Annotated in this window: 12 protein-coding genes; 2 read left to right on the top strand and 10 right to left on the bottom strand. The window is 41.2% G+C overall.

Annotated features, from left to right (window positions below; genetic code table 11):
* Position 1: 1 nt before the first annotated feature.
* Positions 2 to 679 carry a GNAT family N-acetyltransferase gene (locus tag CLV57_RS03545; protein ID WP_100339967.1) on the top strand — a complete coding sequence of 226 codons (678 nt, stop codon included), beginning with the start codon at positions 2 to 4 and terminating at the stop codon, positions 677 to 679.
* Between the two features lie 71 nt (positions 680 to 750).
* On the opposite strand, the gene CLV57_RS03540 is transcribed toward CLV57_RS03545, so the two are convergent.
* The 8 genes from CLV57_RS03540 to CLV57_RS03505 all read right to left on the bottom strand — a co-directional run bounded on the left by CLV57_RS03540 (position 751) and on the right by CLV57_RS03505 (position 14,968).
* Positions 751 to 2,592, bottom strand: coding sequence for a RagB/SusD family nutrient uptake outer membrane protein (locus CLV57_RS03540; protein ID WP_100339966.1), 1,842 nt, complete (start codon positions 2,590 to 2,592; stop codon positions 751 to 753).
* Positions 2,593 to 2,603: 11 nt separating this feature from the next.
* Positions 2,604 to 6,011: a TonB-dependent receptor gene (locus CLV57_RS03535; RefSeq protein ID WP_169927055.1), complete on the bottom strand. Its 3,408-nt coding sequence runs from the start codon at positions 6,009 to 6,011 to the stop codon at positions 2,604 to 2,606.
* A gap of 244 nt (positions 6,012 to 6,255) precedes the next feature.
* Positions 6,256 to 7,338 carry a FecR family protein gene (locus CLV57_RS03530; RefSeq protein ID WP_100339964.1) on the bottom strand — a complete coding sequence of 361 codons (1,083 nt, stop codon included), beginning with the start codon at positions 7,336 to 7,338 and terminating at the stop codon, positions 6,256 to 6,258.
* Positions 7,339 to 7,426: 88 nt separating this feature from the next.
* Positions 7,427 to 8,017 carry an RNA polymerase sigma-70 factor gene (locus CLV57_RS03525; RefSeq protein WP_100339963.1) on the bottom strand — a complete coding sequence of 197 codons (591 nt, stop codon included), beginning with the start codon at positions 8,015 to 8,017 and terminating at the stop codon, positions 7,427 to 7,429.
* A 339-nt stretch (positions 8,018 to 8,356) separates the two neighbouring features.
* On the bottom strand, positions 8,357 to 9,472 hold the full coding sequence (locus CLV57_RS03520; protein WP_100339962.1) for a Gfo/Idh/MocA family protein: 1,116 nt from the start codon (positions 9,470 to 9,472) through the stop codon (positions 8,357 to 8,359).
* 5 nt (positions 9,473 to 9,477) lie between these two features.
* Positions 9,478 to 10,368: a sugar phosphate isomerase/epimerase family protein gene (locus CLV57_RS03515; RefSeq protein WP_100339961.1), complete on the bottom strand. Its 891-nt coding sequence runs from the start codon at positions 10,366 to 10,368 to the stop codon at positions 9,478 to 9,480.
* A gap of 4 nt (positions 10,369 to 10,372) precedes the next feature.
* Entirely contained in the window at positions 10,373 to 11,929 is a 1,557-nt protein-coding gene (locus CLV57_RS03510) for an MFS transporter (RefSeq protein WP_100339960.1), read from the bottom strand.
* A gap of 69 nt (positions 11,930 to 11,998) precedes the next feature.
* Complete coding sequence (locus tag CLV57_RS03505; protein ID WP_100339959.1) at positions 11,999 to 14,968, bottom strand: PVC-type heme-binding CxxCH protein; 2,970 nt, start codon at positions 14,966 to 14,968, stop codon at positions 11,999 to 12,001.
* 143 nt (positions 14,969 to 15,111) lie between these two features.
* Between CLV57_RS03505 and CLV57_RS03500 the strand changes: the two genes are divergently transcribed.
* On the top strand, positions 15,112 to 15,987 hold the full coding sequence (locus CLV57_RS03500) for an AraC family transcriptional regulator (RefSeq protein WP_100339958.1): 876 nt from the start codon (positions 15,112 to 15,114) through the stop codon (positions 15,985 to 15,987).
* Here the strand turns inward: CLV57_RS03500 and CLV57_RS03495 are convergent.
* The gene (locus CLV57_RS03495; protein ID WP_100339957.1) at positions 15,979 to 16,470 is read right to left on the bottom strand and encodes a GNAT family N-acetyltransferase; all 492 of its coding nucleotides are present in this window, start codon (positions 16,468 to 16,470) and stop codon (positions 15,979 to 15,981) included. The two genes, CLV57_RS03500 and CLV57_RS03495, sit on opposite strands and share 9 nt — an antisense overlap.
* 3 nt (positions 16,471 to 16,473) lie before the next feature.
* Complete coding sequence (locus CLV57_RS03490; RefSeq protein WP_100339956.1) at positions 16,474 to 17,220, bottom strand: ABC transporter ATP-binding protein; 747 nt, start codon at positions 17,218 to 17,220, stop codon at positions 16,474 to 16,476.

Raw genomic sequence — 17,220 nt, 5'->3', positions numbered from 1 at the left:
TATGGAAGATGTGTTAAACAATCCGGTTTGGTATGCGCTAAACACGCACAATGCCAAGCTGGCTTACGGTTTTGATAACGCAAAGTATTTTAACACGGATGTTTCTCCATTTATAGGGTTACGTGACAATGACATAGATCACTTCGACCAACTATATCCAGTACTTAACGAAGGCAGAATATGCCTTTTAGCATCTACTGTATTGCTGGATATCCCCGCTAAGTGGACTACAATAGCATTTGTTCCCGGAGTGCAAATGGTGCATAACAACATTAAGATACCAGCGCTTGACTTTCACCCGTTAAAGCCCTTATCAGAAAGCAATTGTGCTGATATGTTGGCCTTAACCCAATTAACCAACCCAGGCCCCTTCGGCAACAATACCATACAATTTGGCCATTATGAGGGAATTTTTGACGATGGAAATTTGGTAGCGATGGCCGGGCAACGTATGCATGTACCAGGTTATGCAGAAATAAGCGCGGTATGTACACATCCTGATTTTACCAGTAAAGGCTATGCAAGGCAATTACTTATCAGCCAGATCAACCGTATCATATTAACAGGAGAAACGCCGTTTCTACATTGCAGATCGGACAATAAACGCGCGATTCAACTGTACAACTCGCTTGGCTTTTCGGAACGGTCGGCTATGCATTTCTACATACTGAAAAAATAAGATCTTATATTTTTTTTAAAAAAAGGGGCTGCTTAAAAAAGCAGCCCCCGCCCAGTAGATCAGTTAAATTATTAGTAACCGGGGTTTTGTTGTCCTTTTAGTTTAGGATTCACATCCATTACTGCCTGAGGAACAGGATTCATGTACATTTTTGGTGTGAATTTATGGAACTGAGGCACAATTGGCACTACGTCGTATTGCCAAACGCCGCTGTTATCAGCAGGAACAGTGTTAGTGATCTTCATAGCGTGCAGATCAACATTTAAAACTGTTTCAGCTGTTTTCCAACGGATAATGTCATAAAAACGTTTAGCTTCAAATGCGAACTCTATGCGACGCTGATCTCTTATCTCGTCACGCATCTGGGATTGGGTCATGCTACCAACAGGAATTGCAGGTAAGTCAGTTCCGGGACGAGTTCTGATAGCATTAACAGCTGCATAAACCGATGCATCTGGTACGCCTACAGCCTCATTTTGAGCTTCGGCATAACCTAACAATACCTCAGCATAACGATAGTAAACATAGTTTTGTCCGCTTTGATTACCACCTTCCGGAGCAAGGTTATTCAATTTCTTTTTGAAGAAATAGCCTGTATTTGTATTATCGGTTGTTCCAAAGTCAATTTCATTTTTTGATGGCTTAACCTTATCTATACGGGTATATATAACATCTGAAGTTGCCATCCAATCTTGTTTGTAGGTAGCACCATCGAACACGATGAAGTCGTAGAAACGTTTTTCACGACCAACGTAAGGTTTTTGTGGATCGTATCCAGAAGCTGGATTAACCGTTTTTACGCCCCCCGGGTAAATAAACGGAGGTAATCCGTTAGCCATTCTGTAGGTATCAACTAACTCCTGAGTTGGGTTATAGTTACCCCAAGTGTGGTAAACACCCAAGATGTAAACAGGACCGCCATATTGATCAACGTTGTTTCTTAACTGACCAAGCTCCTGGCCACCTGCAACTTGTTGTCTGTCCCAAATCACCTCTGAGTTGTACTCATTAGCAACGTACCAGAACTCGCTCATTTTTGGATACAGGCTGTATTGAGTATAAGTATCCATAAACTTTTTGAAGGTAGCAGCAGCTGTTGCCCAACGGTTGACATCATAGTTTCCGTAGCTTACAAATTTGCCCGGATCTGACAATACATAAGATGCTGAGTTAAACAATGGACTTGCTGCATATAATTGCAACCAACCTTTAACCATTAACGCTGCGCCTAAAGTAGCTCTACCAGCATCAGGGTTACCATTGTTATACTTAACCGCCAATTTGTTATTTGCTATAATGGCATCCATCTCGCTTACCACAAAGTTAAGTGTCTCTTCAAAGGTGTTACGACCGAAGAATATTTCACTTCCATCCAAATTAGTTAACACTTTTGTTATAATAGGCACGCCACCAACATGTTGCCATAACATACCGTACCAGTAAGCTCTTAAAAAGCGCGCTTCATCAATACGTTTTGCTGCCCATGTAGGCGTAAACACATTACCTTTGTTTTCAGTAACTTTTTGTATAAAAAGGTTACATCTTCTTATGCGTTGATACGTTCTGTCCCAATCTGCCCAAGAGCCGTTACTACCACCCTGTGTTTCGCCCATTGGCAAACCGCCATTATTGCTGGCATCAACGTTACCTTGCCTCCAGGCCCATGAGCGCCAGTAAATACCACCATTGTTATCATCTGTAAAGCTATCCAGATAATCGGGCGTATTATGCATAGCCGTGAGCTGACCATAAATACCATTTAGAAATATATCTGCGTTAGTCTCTGACGCCCACTGTGTAGTTTCATCTATTGCTGACTTGTTTACATTCTCATTAAGATATTTCTTGCAAGAGAATGTTGTGGTCAACGTGGCTACCAGAGCCATCTTTATTAAAAATTTTGTACTTCTCATTTCTATTTAGATTAAAAAGTTGCGTTTAAACCAAAAGTCCAGGTTCTTTGTATAGGCCATGCAGTATCAGATCCGGATGTTGAACCTGCACCTGTAGCGTTGCTGTTTGCATATCCGCCAGCCAGCTCAGGATCAATAAATTTAAGTTTACTGATAGTGAACAAATTTTGGCCTGTTACATATAATCTAATTGATTTAATTTTAAGAGCCTTGATAACAGATTGCGGAATAGTATAACCTAACGTTGCAGTTCTTAAGCGTAAATAACTGCCGTCTTTCAACCAAAAATCAGAACCCTGCATGTCATTATTATAAGGTGCAGATGATGCTCTTGGGTATTTTGCACTCATATCATTAGATGGGGTCCAACGGTTGTCATAATACTCATAACCGGTGTTACTGCTATTGTTGCTGAAAGGAACTGTAAGGAAGTTTTGCACCCCGATTAAAGTTTTTGCAGCGCCCTGGAAGAAGAAGCTTGCGTCAAAACCTTTCCAGTTAGCACCTAAGGTGAAACCATAAGTAATTAAAGGGGTTGGGTTGTAACCAAGATAAGTCTCATCGTTTGCATCTATTTTACCGTCAGGTACGCCGTTAGGACCAGAAAGGTCAGCATATTTAACGTTACCCGGACGTAAAACCGCATCAAATTGGTTTACTGTGTAACCATCTGCAGCATTAATCACACCGTCTCCGTTCTTGTCATCAGAAAGATGGAACAAGCCTAATGATTTATAACCAAATTGAGCACCTAACTGACGTCCGGTTCTGCGGCGATTTGGATTATTAAAGGTAGCAGCACTCTCGTAAGTTTGCAACAATTTATTATTAGCATAAGTAAAGTTACCGCTTAAACTTAACTGTAACCCGTTAGCAAACTTGTGCTGAGTTCCGGCGGTGATCTCAATACCATTAGCTTCCATTATACCTCCGTTAACCTGAGACAAGCCAATACCATACTCTTTTGACACTACTGTTTGAGGGTTTACAAGCATGTTTGAACGCCTTTGTTTGAATAAGCCCACTTCTAAATTCAGCTTACCTTTAAACAAAACTGATTCAAAACCAATATCTGTTTTTTGTGCAACCTCCCAGGTTAGTAGTGGGTTAGCCTGCGTGTTTGGCGAGGTGCCTTGTAGCAAAGTACCGGCGCCAAAAGCGTAGTTATTATTATTCAACTGGTAAGAATCCTGCCATTGGAAATTACCACCTGAAACCAGGTTACCGGTTTTACCCCAAGAACCTCTGATTTTAAAGTAATTGATCCAACCAACGTTTCTCATAAAGTCCTCGTTGCTTAATACCCAACCGGCAGAAAATGCAGGGAAAAAGGCATAACGTTTGCCCGGAGCAAAGGCGAAGTGACCATCATAACGACCTGTAGCTTCTACCGTGTATTTTCCATCGTAGGTATCGCTCAAACGATAAACATAGCCAAGTTGGCTTGTTGTACTTGAAGTTCCTGAAATGCTATAATCATTTTTATTAGAGCTACCAAAGTTCAACTCATCCAAATCAATAGCATAATTGTTAATGCGGGCATTAAAGTTGTTAGCTTTACTGTTCCTCGCTTCAGCAACTATCAAACCGTTAATATCGTGTTTACCAAAAGTGTCATGGTAAGTTAAATAACCCTGATACGTGAAGTTTTTACCTCTGTCATAGTACTCTTGCAAGTAGGTGTATGCAACCAATCCTTCAGATGTTGAGGCAGCTCTGCTATAAGTGTAAGGGGTGGTGTTGTAATTGGCCACGTAGTAGTAGAAAGGCTTGTGGTATTGTTTACGATACCAGTTGTTAGGGTCGTAGCTAACCACACCTTTAATGCTTAAACCTTTTATTGGCAATTTTTGATCAATGCTTGCGCTCATTAATTGTTGATCATAATTACCTCTTGAATAACCACCAGACATTAGCGTAGCATAAGGGCTTAAACCGTTTGACGCACCCCATAAACCATTACTGTATTTGTAAACGTCGGTAGGGATGTATTTGTAAGTTGAACGTAAAAGGTTAGTTGGGTTATGACCAGGGTCAAGACCACGATCTATCTCGCTTGATCCGTTAATTGAAACCTGGAAAGTAGTTGTATTAGTAACCTTAGCTTCCAGGTTCATGTTATATGTATAACGGGTATAATTGATCTGCGGGAACATACCGTCTTGGTAAAAGAAGCCCAGGTTAGAATAATATTTTATTCTGTCTGTACCACCACTCAACTGTACATTGTGGCTTTGCATTGGAGCATTCTTTTTGATAAAGTCGGTAGTGTTGTTACGAGGGTAACGATCCGGATCTTTTTTGCTGTTTGCATCCCAGTTATTGATCTTATCATCTGAATTGATTTGGCCACCGCCGCCGTTTTTTGAAGCTTCGTTAACCAATCGCATGTAATCTTCGGCAACTAACACCTTAGGCATGTAAGTACCGTTTTGAATACCGTAATATGAGTTCAATGAAATAACTGGCGCACCTGTTTTACCTTGTTTGGTAGTGATCAAAATTACACCATTTGCACCACCTAAACCGTAAGGAGCAGTTGCAGCAGCATCTTTCAACACAGTTACAGTCTCAATTGCGTTTGGATCTACCTGGTTAATGTTATCACGTCTAACGTTATCAACAATGATAAGTGGCGCAGAGTTACCTGTAGTACTTAAACCACGCACCAAAAGGTTGCTGTTACCTGCACTACCTGGCTGACCACCGTTTGATTGGCGGCCGGTTACACCTGCTACCCTACCTAAAACAGAGTTTGAGATGTTTGGCACAGGCGCCTGAACTAATTCAGCACCTTTTACACTGCTAACAGCACCTGTTACTGATGCACGTTTTTGGGTGCCATAACCTACAACTACTACTTCATTTAAGGTTGCATTTTCTTCCTCAAGTGTTACATTGACAGAAGTTTGTGTACCAACCGGAATCTCCTTAGGTACAAAGCCAATAAATCTAACAACTATAACAGAGTTTCTGTCAGCAACGCTGATTGAGTAATTACCGTCGCCATCGGTAACAGTTGAATTTGTTGGGTTACTTTTCTCAAAAACTGTAACGCCCGGCATAGGCTGGTTTTTATTGTCAGTAACTTTACCTCTAACTGTAATGGCAATTGCCACAGGCTTGGTAATCAAAACCAAATTTGCGTTTACTTTGAAAGTAAGGTCGCTTTCTGCAAGCGCTTGAGCAACTATCTGATTGATAGTGGCATCGTTAGCCTGTAAACTAACTTTGTTGCTTACGGCATCAACTACAGCGTCACTGTATAAAAAACGATAATCTGATTTTTTAGCGATTTCTTTAAGAGCCGTTTTTAAAGATACATTATGTAAATTGATGCTGATCTTATCCTGGCTATATCCTTTTGAAAAGCTCTGAAGTGTAGAAATTATGACAAGCAGCAATATACATTTTGACATAATAAGAAACTTTAGTATGCGTTTATTTCGCACCCTTAGGGCGGCGGAAATATTTTTTTTCATAATTTTGTATTGGTTGGTTTTTAACTATGTTCTCTTTACTGTAAATAGTTAAGACAGCGGCTACTAAGCGGGGGGTGCGCCAACACCTTCCGCTATTTTTTTGCACTATCTTACGAGGGGTAGGTAAGCTTTTTTATATCATATTTTTCTCCTTATAAATTAGGTTATAGTTGGTTTATCTTTATTTGAAAATGGTTATGCGTTTATTATCCTCCGTCCTAAACTTGAACTGTGTAGTTGAGGTTAACTGAAAATATTTGAATGCATCACTAACAGTTTCATTAGTGAATGTTCCTGAGAACACTAAACTCCTCAATGATTCGTCTTCAAAGCTTATATTAACATTGTAATAGCGCTCCATCCTGGCTGCAATGTCATCAAATGTTTCAGATTCGAATGCAAGTTTCTTCTCTATCCATTGAGCCTCAACCGGAAGCGGATCTTCATCCTTATAATGAATATTACTTAACGTAATTAATGGAATAGACATCATTCGCTCTCTTGCACTTACCTTGTCAAGAGATTTTTCCTCGGTATTATTACGTACAATTATTTTCTCGCTCGGCTTTAATATTATTTTTTTATCCGGATGATTTATCAGCGTTACCTCTATCGAGCCATGAACAAGCGCTGCTTCTGATTTTTTTTCATTAGAAAAAGCGCGTACATTGAATGCAGTACCTAAAACACGCAAACTCAACGATGCTGTATTTACCACAAACGGATGTTTTTTATCTTTCTTCACGTCAAAAAAAGCTTCTCCAACTAAACTCACCTCCCTCAATTTCACCCCAAACTTTTTCTTATCATAAATAAGATTACTCTTAGCATTTAGCCAAACCTTTGTACCATCAGGCAAAGTAAGCTGCCGGGTTGCTTTCGCAGGTGTTTCTACCTGCGCCAACAGTGCGTTTGCACTGTCAATGCTTCTACGCATAAAAAGCGCCATACAAACAAAACAGATCACAAAAACAGACGCTGCCGCAAACCACAACATACCCCGCCTTTTAGCAGAGGGCAGATCAACTACCTTAACTTCTGTGATTAGATTTTTCTTAAATCGTTGCCAACGCGCGTCAATTTCTTCTTCAGATTTGCCAACCGTGTCAACATTTACTGTATGCAGCATCTGCTCCAGGCCACCAATAGCATCAAAGCCTTCTTCGCTCCCTGCTATCAGCGACTGCAACTCCTCAAGTTCTTGCGGAGTAGCTTCGCCCGAAACCTTTTTACCAAGTAGTATCCAAATACGATTAGCGACCATTGCGGTAAGGATACATTTTAAAGCTGGTTACCCCAGTAAAAATTTAAATTTTTATAATTTTCTTGTTACTTAAACGATGTAGTTACGTTTAATTAAAAATGATTGATTTCAAAGCGCTGTGGATCAATGGCTTTTTATTTGCCGCAATATTCTGGCTTATTTTTTTTAAAGCATTCCCCATATGGTACTCAACGTTCTTAACAGTAACGTTCAGTATTTCCGCCACTTCTTTATACTTTAAGCCATCCTCTTTAACTAACTTAAATACCAGTTTGCATTGCGGGGACAACTCTGCAATAGATTTATTGATAATGGCAAGCAACTCAAGCGACATCAGTTCCTCCTGAATAGTAGGTGTAGTGTCCCGTATATCAAAATGTTCATCAATATGAATATAGCTGATCTTACCTGCTTTACTTAATTGCCTTAACGAAGCATTCTTTACAGAAACGTACAAATAAACGGTGAAGTTATTAACGTGGCTAAGCTCCCTGCGCTTTTGCCACACATTAAGCATCACATCATCATACACCTCATTTGCGATCTCATCAGATTTTACTATAGACAGAGCAAGCCTGAACAGACGATTGTAATAGCTTTTGTAAATTTTTTCAAAAGCAGTTTGATCGTCTTTAAAGATCACTTTACGAATAGCTTCCTGTAAATCCTCAGTTATCATATTGCAAATACAATAGTACGCGAAAGCACCTGCGCGCTAATACACCCTGAATTGTAACAAATAATTTATAATTGGTTATTATTTCGAAATTAGATAATTAATTCAAACAAAACACAAAGTTTTTTTTAATTTTTTTTTAATAGTGTTTTAAATTAACACAATACCCTTTTAATAGCCTGTAAATGGGGATTTTACTGATACTTTTACAAAGCCCTTAACGCAACTAACAAAAAAAATAGCGTTATAACACATAACAGAAAAGGAGGCTTACGCCTCCTTTTCTCCCGATTATACTAAAATGGGCCCGAACCTACTGGTAAAGCCGGGCCAACCTTAGCCTTATTTTGCCAGCGTAAATTCCGGCAGGTTTATTTTTTTTCCACCATCCATTGCAGACTCGTGCGCCAAAATACCTACGCAGGTTATGTTGGCTGATTGCCTTGCATTTGGGAACGGTTCGCGCTTGTTAACAAGAGCGGACACAAATTCATTTACCAGGTGCGGATGTGAACCACCGTGGCCCGATCCCTGTAAAAATGATAAATGCTGATTGCTATCGCCGTCATAAACACCACCTGTTGTAAACGCCTGTATCTCTTCTGGCAGTAAGTGAGCGTAATCTGGTATAGTTACCGTCTCAGGCACTTCGCCTGTATGAATTACTGATGGCTGGTGCTCGATCAGTGTCCACTCAAATGATTTTTTTGAGCCGTATACGTCAAAGCTTTCGCGATACTGGCGGGCAGTGTTAAACAAGGAACGTGTTACCTCTGCAGCCAGATCAGAATCTTTAAATTTGATATGACAGCTTTCAATAGCGAAAGGTGAACCATACTTAGGTATTAAATGCGCATCAATTGTTCCTGAACCAAAGCACGATACGTATTCTGCATCTGCACCCGCTAAAGCAACTACCGGACCAACGCAATGCGTTGCATAGTGCATTGGAGGCAAGCCTTCCCAATAGCCCGGCCAGCCTGCCATTTCCTGCTGGTGCGATGCACGCAAGAATTGCAGTTTACCCAACTCGCCATTCTCATAAAGCTCTTTTACAAACAAAAACTCGCGGCTATATACCACGGTTTCCATCATCATGTAAGTAAGACCCGTTTCCTGAACAGCCTCAACTATCTGGCGGCACTCTTCAACCGTAGTAGCCATAGGTACTGTACAGGCTACGTGCTTACCGGCGCGTAAAGCTTTGATAGACTGCTCGGCGTGATTTTGAATAGGGGTGTTTATGTGTACCGCATCTACGTTAGGGTCAAGCAACAATTCATCATAATTGGTATAGCGTTTTTCAATGCCGAAAGCGTCGCCCACCTCATTTAACTTCTTTTCATCGCGTTGGCAAATAGCGTACATGTTTGCATTTTTATGACGCTGGTAAATAGGAATAAACTCAGCCCCGAAACCAAGGCCCACTATAGCAACATTAATTGTTTTGTTCTGCATAAATTTTATAAACTATATTGTTGAATTTTAACAGGCTCTGCTGCCCATTTCTTTAAAAAACTTAAACCTTCGATAGCAAACTTGTCCTGGCTTTCGGCTAATGGATGCCATATGCATACTGCTTGTGCCAACTCTTTATTATTGGGTGTAAAGCTCTCTATAGAGATGGTGCCTGTATAGCCAATTTCTTCTAAAGCTTTGCGGTAAGCCGCCCAGTTGGTTTGGCCCGTACCCGGTGTACCTCTATAGTTGTCAGCAACTTGCACATGTAAAAGTTTATCTCCGGCTAACTTAATAGCAGCCTCCAAACTTGGTTCTTCAATGTTCATGTGAAAACCATCCAGTAGTATTTTTGCTGCCGGATGATCAATATCATTCACTAAACGCACAACATCTTCGCAAGTGTTTACGAGGTCAGACTCAAAGCGGTTCAATGGTTCAAGCGCAATATCCAATCCACGCTCTGCGGCCATTTGACAAACTATACGCAGGTTATTAACAGCCATATCCCATTCTGCCCGGCGTTGTTCTGGCGGCAACATGCGCGCCTTACCTACAGCCGAGTACATTGGGCCGGCAAAAAATTTCACATCCCATAAAACACAAAGATCCATGCAGGCGGCAATGTATTTAAAGCAGTTTTCGTGTACAGCAGGGTCCTCATTGGTTAAATCCCGGGTTGGGCCAAATGCACCACAAACCAACGCCTTAAGTCCATAATGCGCTAAAGCTGCCTTAACTTTCTCACCATCCACCAATTCCGGGTCTTCCAAAGCAATCTCAACGGCATCATATCCCATGCCGGCTATTTTTGAAAACAGCTCATCAATTGACGATGTTTGGAAAGGTGACGTCCACAACCACGTGCTTACACCAAATTTTATATCTAAAGGCATTCTGTTAAATCTTAATTATGTCTTCTTCCTGTCGTTTTAATGTAATTGCCTTATAGCCACCTTTCGTACGGAAGTATAATATCAGCAATACAAAGCTCACAAACATCACTATCGGGAATACAAGCACATTCTGCAAGGCTTCTTTTTTAGCACCATCCTGAACAGTTTTAACAATCCCCTGCTCCTCTGTACTTGCTGCAGCCAATTTAGTTTGATCAATTCCTTCATAATCGCCAAAAACACTTGTCTTTTTTTCAGTTACATAAGTTGAGTGTATAGCGGTATTGTTTGCAGCATCGTACTTGGCTATATTCTTATCTATTGACCTATCCTGCATAAAGCCTAAAATACCCGCGCCAATAACGCCGGCGGCTATCATGCCTAAACCACCCGTAATATTCAATGTTAATGCGCCGCCCTTAGGGAAACGCTCTGAAACCATACCCAGCATGGTTGGCCAAAAGAAAGTTTTAGCTATACCATAAATAGTTGCCGCAACTAATACCATTACGCCTGATGATACTGATAATAAGTACAAGCCTATTATGGCTATTGCCGAACACAAAGCCAATAAACCCGGCGATGATGCCATGTGTGATATTGGCCCGGCAAAAAACCTCAAAACGAGCATAATTAACGACGTGTAAACTAATACCCAACCCGCCTGTATACCAATTTTTTCGGTTTCGGGCTCCATTAAACCGCTTATCCAACTATCGGTACCTAATTCGGTAATTGCAAGCGGTATCATTATCAAAAGGAATATCACAAACAAGGGTTGACCTAAACTGCGTGTATATAAGCCAAAGCCTGCTGCTATTACAAGTGTAGCTACTATGCTTACCGGAGCAGACCATCCAATTACCGCACCCAGCTGAAATACAATTAATGCAGTAATAATGAGTGCTCCCAATGCACCAACTTCCTGTAGCATTTCCTTGTAAGATACGCCTGCCTGCACACGTTCATTAAGCGGAAATTTGCAGAAAAACGTTATTAACGCATAAACTACCGTAGGTATAAATATCAGCGCAATTTTGTATTCCCAGCCGGTACTTTCGCCCAGTAGCAATCCCATTATACCTCCTAAAACCAGGCCACCTGCCCAGCCAGCGTGTAAGCGACTTAACCATTTCACCTTGTCGTTAGGAAACATGGTAGCAACTACGGGGTTGGCCACTGCCTCCACAGTACCTGCACTGAGGGCGGCAATAAATGTACCTATGTACAACGTCCAATAGCCGGTAGCAAAAATGGTTAGTATGGTTGATGTGAAGTGGCAAATCACACCAAATATCATGGCGGTTTTATAGCCGATTTTATCAATTATTAAACTGAACAATACTATACTGATAGCAAATGGCCACAGGCCCACCCCAGATATTTCTCCTAATTGAGTTTGTGTTAAATTGAACTGATGCCCCCAACTCGGTAGTACTATTGCGCGTAGTACAAAACCAAATGCGGTTGTTACCAACGCAATAAAACACGCATAAAAAACTTTCATATCAGGTTTAGCGGCCTGATGGGTATTTGCAGATGTAGCTGTTTGAGCTGCCATGTTATTTAAGTTAAAAACCTGTCAACCGGTTTACCCGGTTTGACAGGCCTGTATTTAGGTTTATGCAAATTATCTTTGTTGCGGAGGTCCCTGACCAGGTGTTACTGTCAACACGCCGTTCATTATTCTCCAGTGACCCGGGAAAGAACAGATGAATGGATAATCACCGGCCTCTGTAGGAACTCTGAATCTGATCTTAACGGTTTCACCCGGATTGATCAGCTTTGTAGAGAATAGCACTTCAGGCATTTTAGGTATGTAATTCATTTCAATACCTTTTGGATCCTGAGCAAGCTTATCGGCGGCTGCGCCAACTTTTTCAAGGCTGCCTTTTTGAAGTATCAGCAAGTTATGCTGCATAAAATCAGGATTGGTAAATTCTATTTCTACAACACCACCCGCTCTTGCAGTAATTACCTTGGTGTCAAACTTCATTTCGTTCTGTATAACACCAATTTTCACAGCTTGAACCCTGTTTGCAGGTACACGTGCAAGTGCTTCAGCCTCTACGCTCTCTTTATTTTTAGCAAGGATAGTCTCAGCAGCGCCTTTTACATGTTTAGCCACGCCTACCTCTAAGGCCATGGCTATCCATTTATCTTTAGCATTAGCAGGGTCTTTTTGAGCAGCTAATAATAATGTACCTACCTCGTCAGACTGTGGCATATCTGCCAACACCAATATCATGTCCTTGCGGGCATTAAGGTCAGCATCCTTCAATACATTTGCGCCTAACAATGCTTTTGAGGTTCTTTCTGTTGCAGGCAAAACCTGAGCTGCTGCTTTACGCACACCGGCAGCCGGATGTTTAAGCGCACCTTCAGCAACGGTTAACGCTTCTGCGTTTGAACCATTTAATAAGCCTAAGCCGTGCAGTGTCCATAACGCATGGATAGCTGTTGGATTTAAGCCTATTTCATCAAGCTTGGTATCATGGATCAACTCATATAATTTAGGTGCGATCGCCTTGTTACCCGACTCAACAATTAAACGCTGAGCGGTCATGCGCCAAAACATGTTATCGCTTTTTAACCCTTTGATCAGATCGTCAGGATTATTTTTATCCAGTTTTTTAATCTCTGAAGGTTTAGCCCCCTCCCAAATTACACGATAGATACGGCCGTGCGTACGGTCACGCAGCGGGTTTACGTAAGCGTTACCTTTACCGTTTTGGAAACCCTTAGGCACCGGGTTATGCTGAATGATGTAGTTATACCAGTCTGCTACCCAAAGCGCCCCATCCGGACCAACTTCTGAGTGTACAGGAGCCATCCATTCGTCTGCACTGGCCAAGAAGCTCCAGCCATCCTGCTCTTTAAAGCCCGATCCGTCTCTTTCCAATATGGAACGGTGAATAACACGCGCGGTAGGCTCGTTAACAAAGGCAATACGATTCCAGTACTCTTTAGGGAAATTACGTGCGGTATAAAGGTTGTGACCGGCAGCAGCAGTAAAGCCATCAAATACGTCAACCTGACGCAGATTTTTGGTAACCGCGTGTACGCCGTAGTGACCGTCTATTTTTAATATTGAAGTAGCCGCAGGCAGACCAATGGTTGCCAACTGGCGTTGGTTTATACCCAGGTAGTCGCTATGTGAGTTGTTGGCTGTTGAGTAAAACACATCGTTGTTTTCTGAAAAGCCAACCCCCCAGGTATTATTGCTCAGGTTACCCACATGCTCCATCCATTTACCATCAGGAGAAAAACGGAACGCAGCGTTGCTTATTCTCATTTGCTTACCGCCAACAGTCCCGTTAAAGCCTGAGTAACCTACAGTACCCCAAATAGCATTATCAAAGCCATAGTGTAAGCTTGATGCTACGGCGTGCGTATCATTAAAGCCCCAACCTGTTATAATAGGCTCTCTTATATCAGCTTTATCATCGCCGTTAGTATCTTTTAAAAATAAAGTAACAGGCGCTTGCGCAACAATTACGCCGCCGTTAGCAAATACTATACTGGTAGGCAGGTTTAATTTATCAGCAAAAATGGTGAACTTATCAGCTTTGCCATCGCCATTGGTGTCTTCGCATATCTTGATACGGTCTGCACCCTGATCTTTGTTCTCTAATACTGTGTTAGGGTAATCAACCGTTTCAACCACCCATAAACGTCCTTTTTCATCAAAGGCCATAGCAATAGGCTTTTCAATTTGCGGCTCTTGCGCAAATAATTGCATTTTAAAACCAACAGGCAATTGGGTTAGCAGTTGAGATTCTTCGGGAGTGGTTACAGCCTGCAGTTTTGGAGCCGGATCGCGTTTCTCGTAGTTAGGGATTTCAGCATCGGTATAAGCAGGTTGTGGCTTCTTTAACTTAGCCAGATTTTTCTCTGCATCCTTACCAACAGCCCACAAGATACCGTTGTAAACCAGCTTTTTAAAGCCAGGATTGTTAAATGTTTTTTCGTTGTGACCATAAGCGGTATAAAACACACGGCCCTTGCCATAGGTGTTAGTCCAGGTGTAAGGTTCGTGATGATCGCCTTCTACTCTTTCGGTCAATACATGTATAGCCGGATTGATCTTGGTGTGTACATAGGTTTCATCCCAGGTTGTAAACGGCTGCAGATCTTTAGTGATCTGATGCTTTTTGTCAACAATTACAGATGGGAACGAATCAGTTTTATGCGATTTGAACTGGCCGCCTATTAACTTAACCACCTCATCATTATTACGGAAGCAGAAAGATGCCGAGTGCAGCGGGATAAAACCTTTACCACTCTTAACAAAGCTCAACAATGCTTCTGCCTGCGAATCGGTTATTTTATCATAATTGGCATACACTATCAAGCCATCATATTTAGGCAGGGTAGTGTTATTTAGGTCGTTAACATCTGTTGTATAAGTAATGTTAATACCGCTTTTGAAATACTCTTTTGACAGTATTTCAGCCAGCTTTTCTGAGTCGTGGTTTTTGGCCACATGCCCCAGAAATAAAAGTTCCAGCCTGCGTGGCGGTTCACTTTTAAGAAAGGTGCCTTTAAAGCTGATTACTGCCACCAGGCAGATCACAGCAAGTGCAATGTATTTTTTCATGAACTTGGGTAAAATTGGTTTTTAGCTCATCGAGTTAAGCTTAAAACAAATATGATAAAGTTATTCATTCCTTTTTTATCAAAAACCGACTGTTTTTTACCATCCAATAACTATTTTAGTGTTGATTAGTGCAATAATAAGTTATGAAGACCGCCATACACAAGTCATCAATACCTGAATCACAGATATTTACAGTTAAATACCTGGAAGAACACTACTTTGACCCTGTATGGCATTCGCATTCAGAATATCAGTTATTTGTCCCCCTTGAGGGCACCGGCACCCGCTTTATTGGCGATAGTATCAAAAATTTTACACCAAATGAGCTGATACTCATTGGGTCAAACCTGCCGCACCTCTGGCGAAGCGATGAAGCTTATTTTGAAAAGCACGCGCCTTTAAAGGTTAAGGGTATAGTTATTTACTTGCAGGAAAGTTTTTTGGGAGAACATTTAATGGTAAAAGATGAAATGCTTCAACTGCGGAACTTCTTCAAAAAATCATCGCGCGGATTGGAGTTTCATGGCAAAGTGAAAACAACGGTTATTGATATGATGAAAGAATTGCTTACCCTATCCGGGTTGCCGGCACTTATACATCTGCTTAAAATATTGAACCTGCTTGCCGAAACCAAAAGCTATAATTTTATATCGCATAATGAATATATAGAGCCCTTTAAAAAGGATGAAGCCGACCGCATGAACAGCGTTTATGAATACATACTGAAAAACTACCGGAAAAAGATCAACCTGAATGAAGTAGCTGACTTGGTTTGTATGACCCCTACCTCATTTAGCCGCTACTTTGCCTCGGCTAACAACAAGGGTTTTTCAAAATTTATTACAGAGTTAAGAGTTAAACACGCTTGCAAACTGCTTACAGAAACCGAATTGAGCGTAGCTGCTATTGCAGAACGCACCGGTTTTAAAACACTCTCCAATTTTAATAAGCATTTTAAGGACGAAATGAAGAAAAAGCCAACAGACTATAAAAAGGAATTTTTACAAATATTAAGTTAACTGCTTGCGCATAACGTAATCATTTAAAAAGTAGTCTCCCATTGGGATGTCTATCTCATATGCTATCTCAAATCCCATTTTATCATAAAACGTTTTTGCCGGATTTAATCTGTGCACATTCAGCTCTAATGTTGTAGCGCCAAGTTGCTTTACTTGTGCAATAACGCGGTTAAGCAAAGCCTTACCAAAACCCTTTCCATGGGTAGATGGCAAACAGTAAAGCTTGTGCAATCGATAAATCGCGTCATCATCAGTTGGACCATAAGCAGCAAAGCCTACCGGGCGCACTCCGTCCAAGGTCAAAAGATAAGTTTGCTCTTTCTGTTCTATTTGCTCTCTAAGCACCTCGCTTGAATACCTATCACTTAACATAAAGCTAATTTGCTCAGCTGATATTATGGGTGAGTAGTTCGGCCACCAAATATCTTCTGCCAATTGGCGGATGATTTCAACATCATTTACATTTGCCTGCCTGATCAGCATAAATTAGTGGTTTTCTTCCGGATCAATAACAGTTGATGAATGATGGACCGACTGACCGATAGCGAAGTATTCTTCCAGCTCAGACAGAGTTGATGAGCTTGTAGCCATATCTTTTATAATACGTCCTTTTTCCATCAGGATGATGCGATCACACACATCGGTAACGTGGTTCAGGTCATGGCTTGATACCAGTGTGGTTACTCCCTTGCTTTTGTTTATATCTTTAATAATATTTTTAAGACGATACTGCGTGGTGGGGTCAATATTAGCAAAAGGTTCATCAAGCATTAATAACTGAGGTGTTTGCAGCAGACAGGACACAATGCCCACCTTAGCTTGATTACCCTTTGACAAGTCGCGGATGTATTTACCTTTTTTTAGGATCTCTCCATTGAAAAACTCTCCGTAATGCATGAGCACCTCATCCACCTGCGCACGGGTTTGATTGTGCAGTCCGCCAATAAAATAAAAGTACTCTTCGGGTGTGAGGTAGTCTATCAAAAAGCCTTCATCAAGGTATGCGCCGGTATATTCTTTCCAATGTTCACCACCTGCTACAGGTTTCCCTTCTGACAAAACTTCGCCCGCATCCGGTCTGATCAGGTCAAGCATCATGCGGAATAACGTTGTTTTACCTGCACCATTGTTACCAACCAGTCCGATGCTTTCGCCTTTGTTTATTTCCAGTTGAGGCACATTCACCACAATTACACCGTTATAAACTTTTTTTATGTCTTTTACCTGTATCAT

The organism is Mucilaginibacter auburnensis, from assembly GCF_002797815.1.
GTDB classification, from domain to species: domain Bacteria; phylum Bacteroidota; class Bacteroidia; order Sphingobacteriales; family Sphingobacteriaceae; genus Mucilaginibacter; species Mucilaginibacter auburnensis.
The sequence above is the reverse complement of the archived record's forward strand: the minus strand, read 5'-3'. Positions and strand labels throughout refer to the sequence as shown.

Bases quoted from the DNA above. Each gene is read 5' to 3' on its own strand.
- CLV57_RS03545 (WP_100339967.1), top strand. From the start codon at position 2: ATGGAAGATGTGTTAAACAATCCGGTTTGGTATGCGCTAAACACGCAC.
- CLV57_RS03540 (WP_100339966.1), bottom strand. From the start codon at position 2,592: ATGAGAAGTACAAAATTTTTAATAAAGATGGCTCTGGTAGCCACGTTG.
- CLV57_RS03535 (WP_169927055.1), bottom strand. From the start codon at position 6,011: ATGTCAAAATGTATATTGCTGCTTGTCATAATTTCTACACTTCAGAGC.
- CLV57_RS03530 (WP_100339964.1), bottom strand. From the start codon at position 7,338: ATGGTCGCTAATCGTATTTGGATACTACTTGGTAAAAAGGTTTCGGGC.
- CLV57_RS03525 (WP_100339963.1), bottom strand. From the start codon at position 8,017: ATGATAACTGAGGATTTACAGGAAGCTATTCGTAAAGTGATCTTTAAA.
- CLV57_RS03520 (WP_100339962.1), bottom strand. From the start codon at position 9,472: ATGCAGAACAAAACAATTAATGTTGCTATAGTGGGCCTTGGTTTCGGG.
- CLV57_RS03515 (WP_100339961.1), bottom strand. From the start codon at position 10,368: ATGCCTTTAGATATAAAATTTGGTGTAAGCACGTGGTTGTGGACGTCA.
- CLV57_RS03510 (WP_100339960.1), bottom strand. From the start codon at position 11,929: ATGGCAGCTCAAACAGCTACATCTGCAAATACCCATCAGGCCGCTAAA.
- CLV57_RS03505 (WP_100339959.1), bottom strand. From the start codon at position 14,968: ATGAAAAAATACATTGCACTTGCTGTGATCTGCCTGGTGGCAGTAATC.
- CLV57_RS03500 (WP_100339958.1), top strand. From the start codon at position 15,112: ATGAAGACCGCCATACACAAGTCATCAATACCTGAATCACAGATATTT.
- CLV57_RS03495 (WP_100339957.1), bottom strand. From the start codon at position 16,470: ATGCTGATCAGGCAGGCAAATGTAAATGATGTTGAAATCATCCGCCAA.
- CLV57_RS03490 (WP_100339956.1), bottom strand. From the start codon at position 17,220: ATGATACAGGTAAAAGACATAAAAAAAGTTTATAACGGTGTAATTGTG.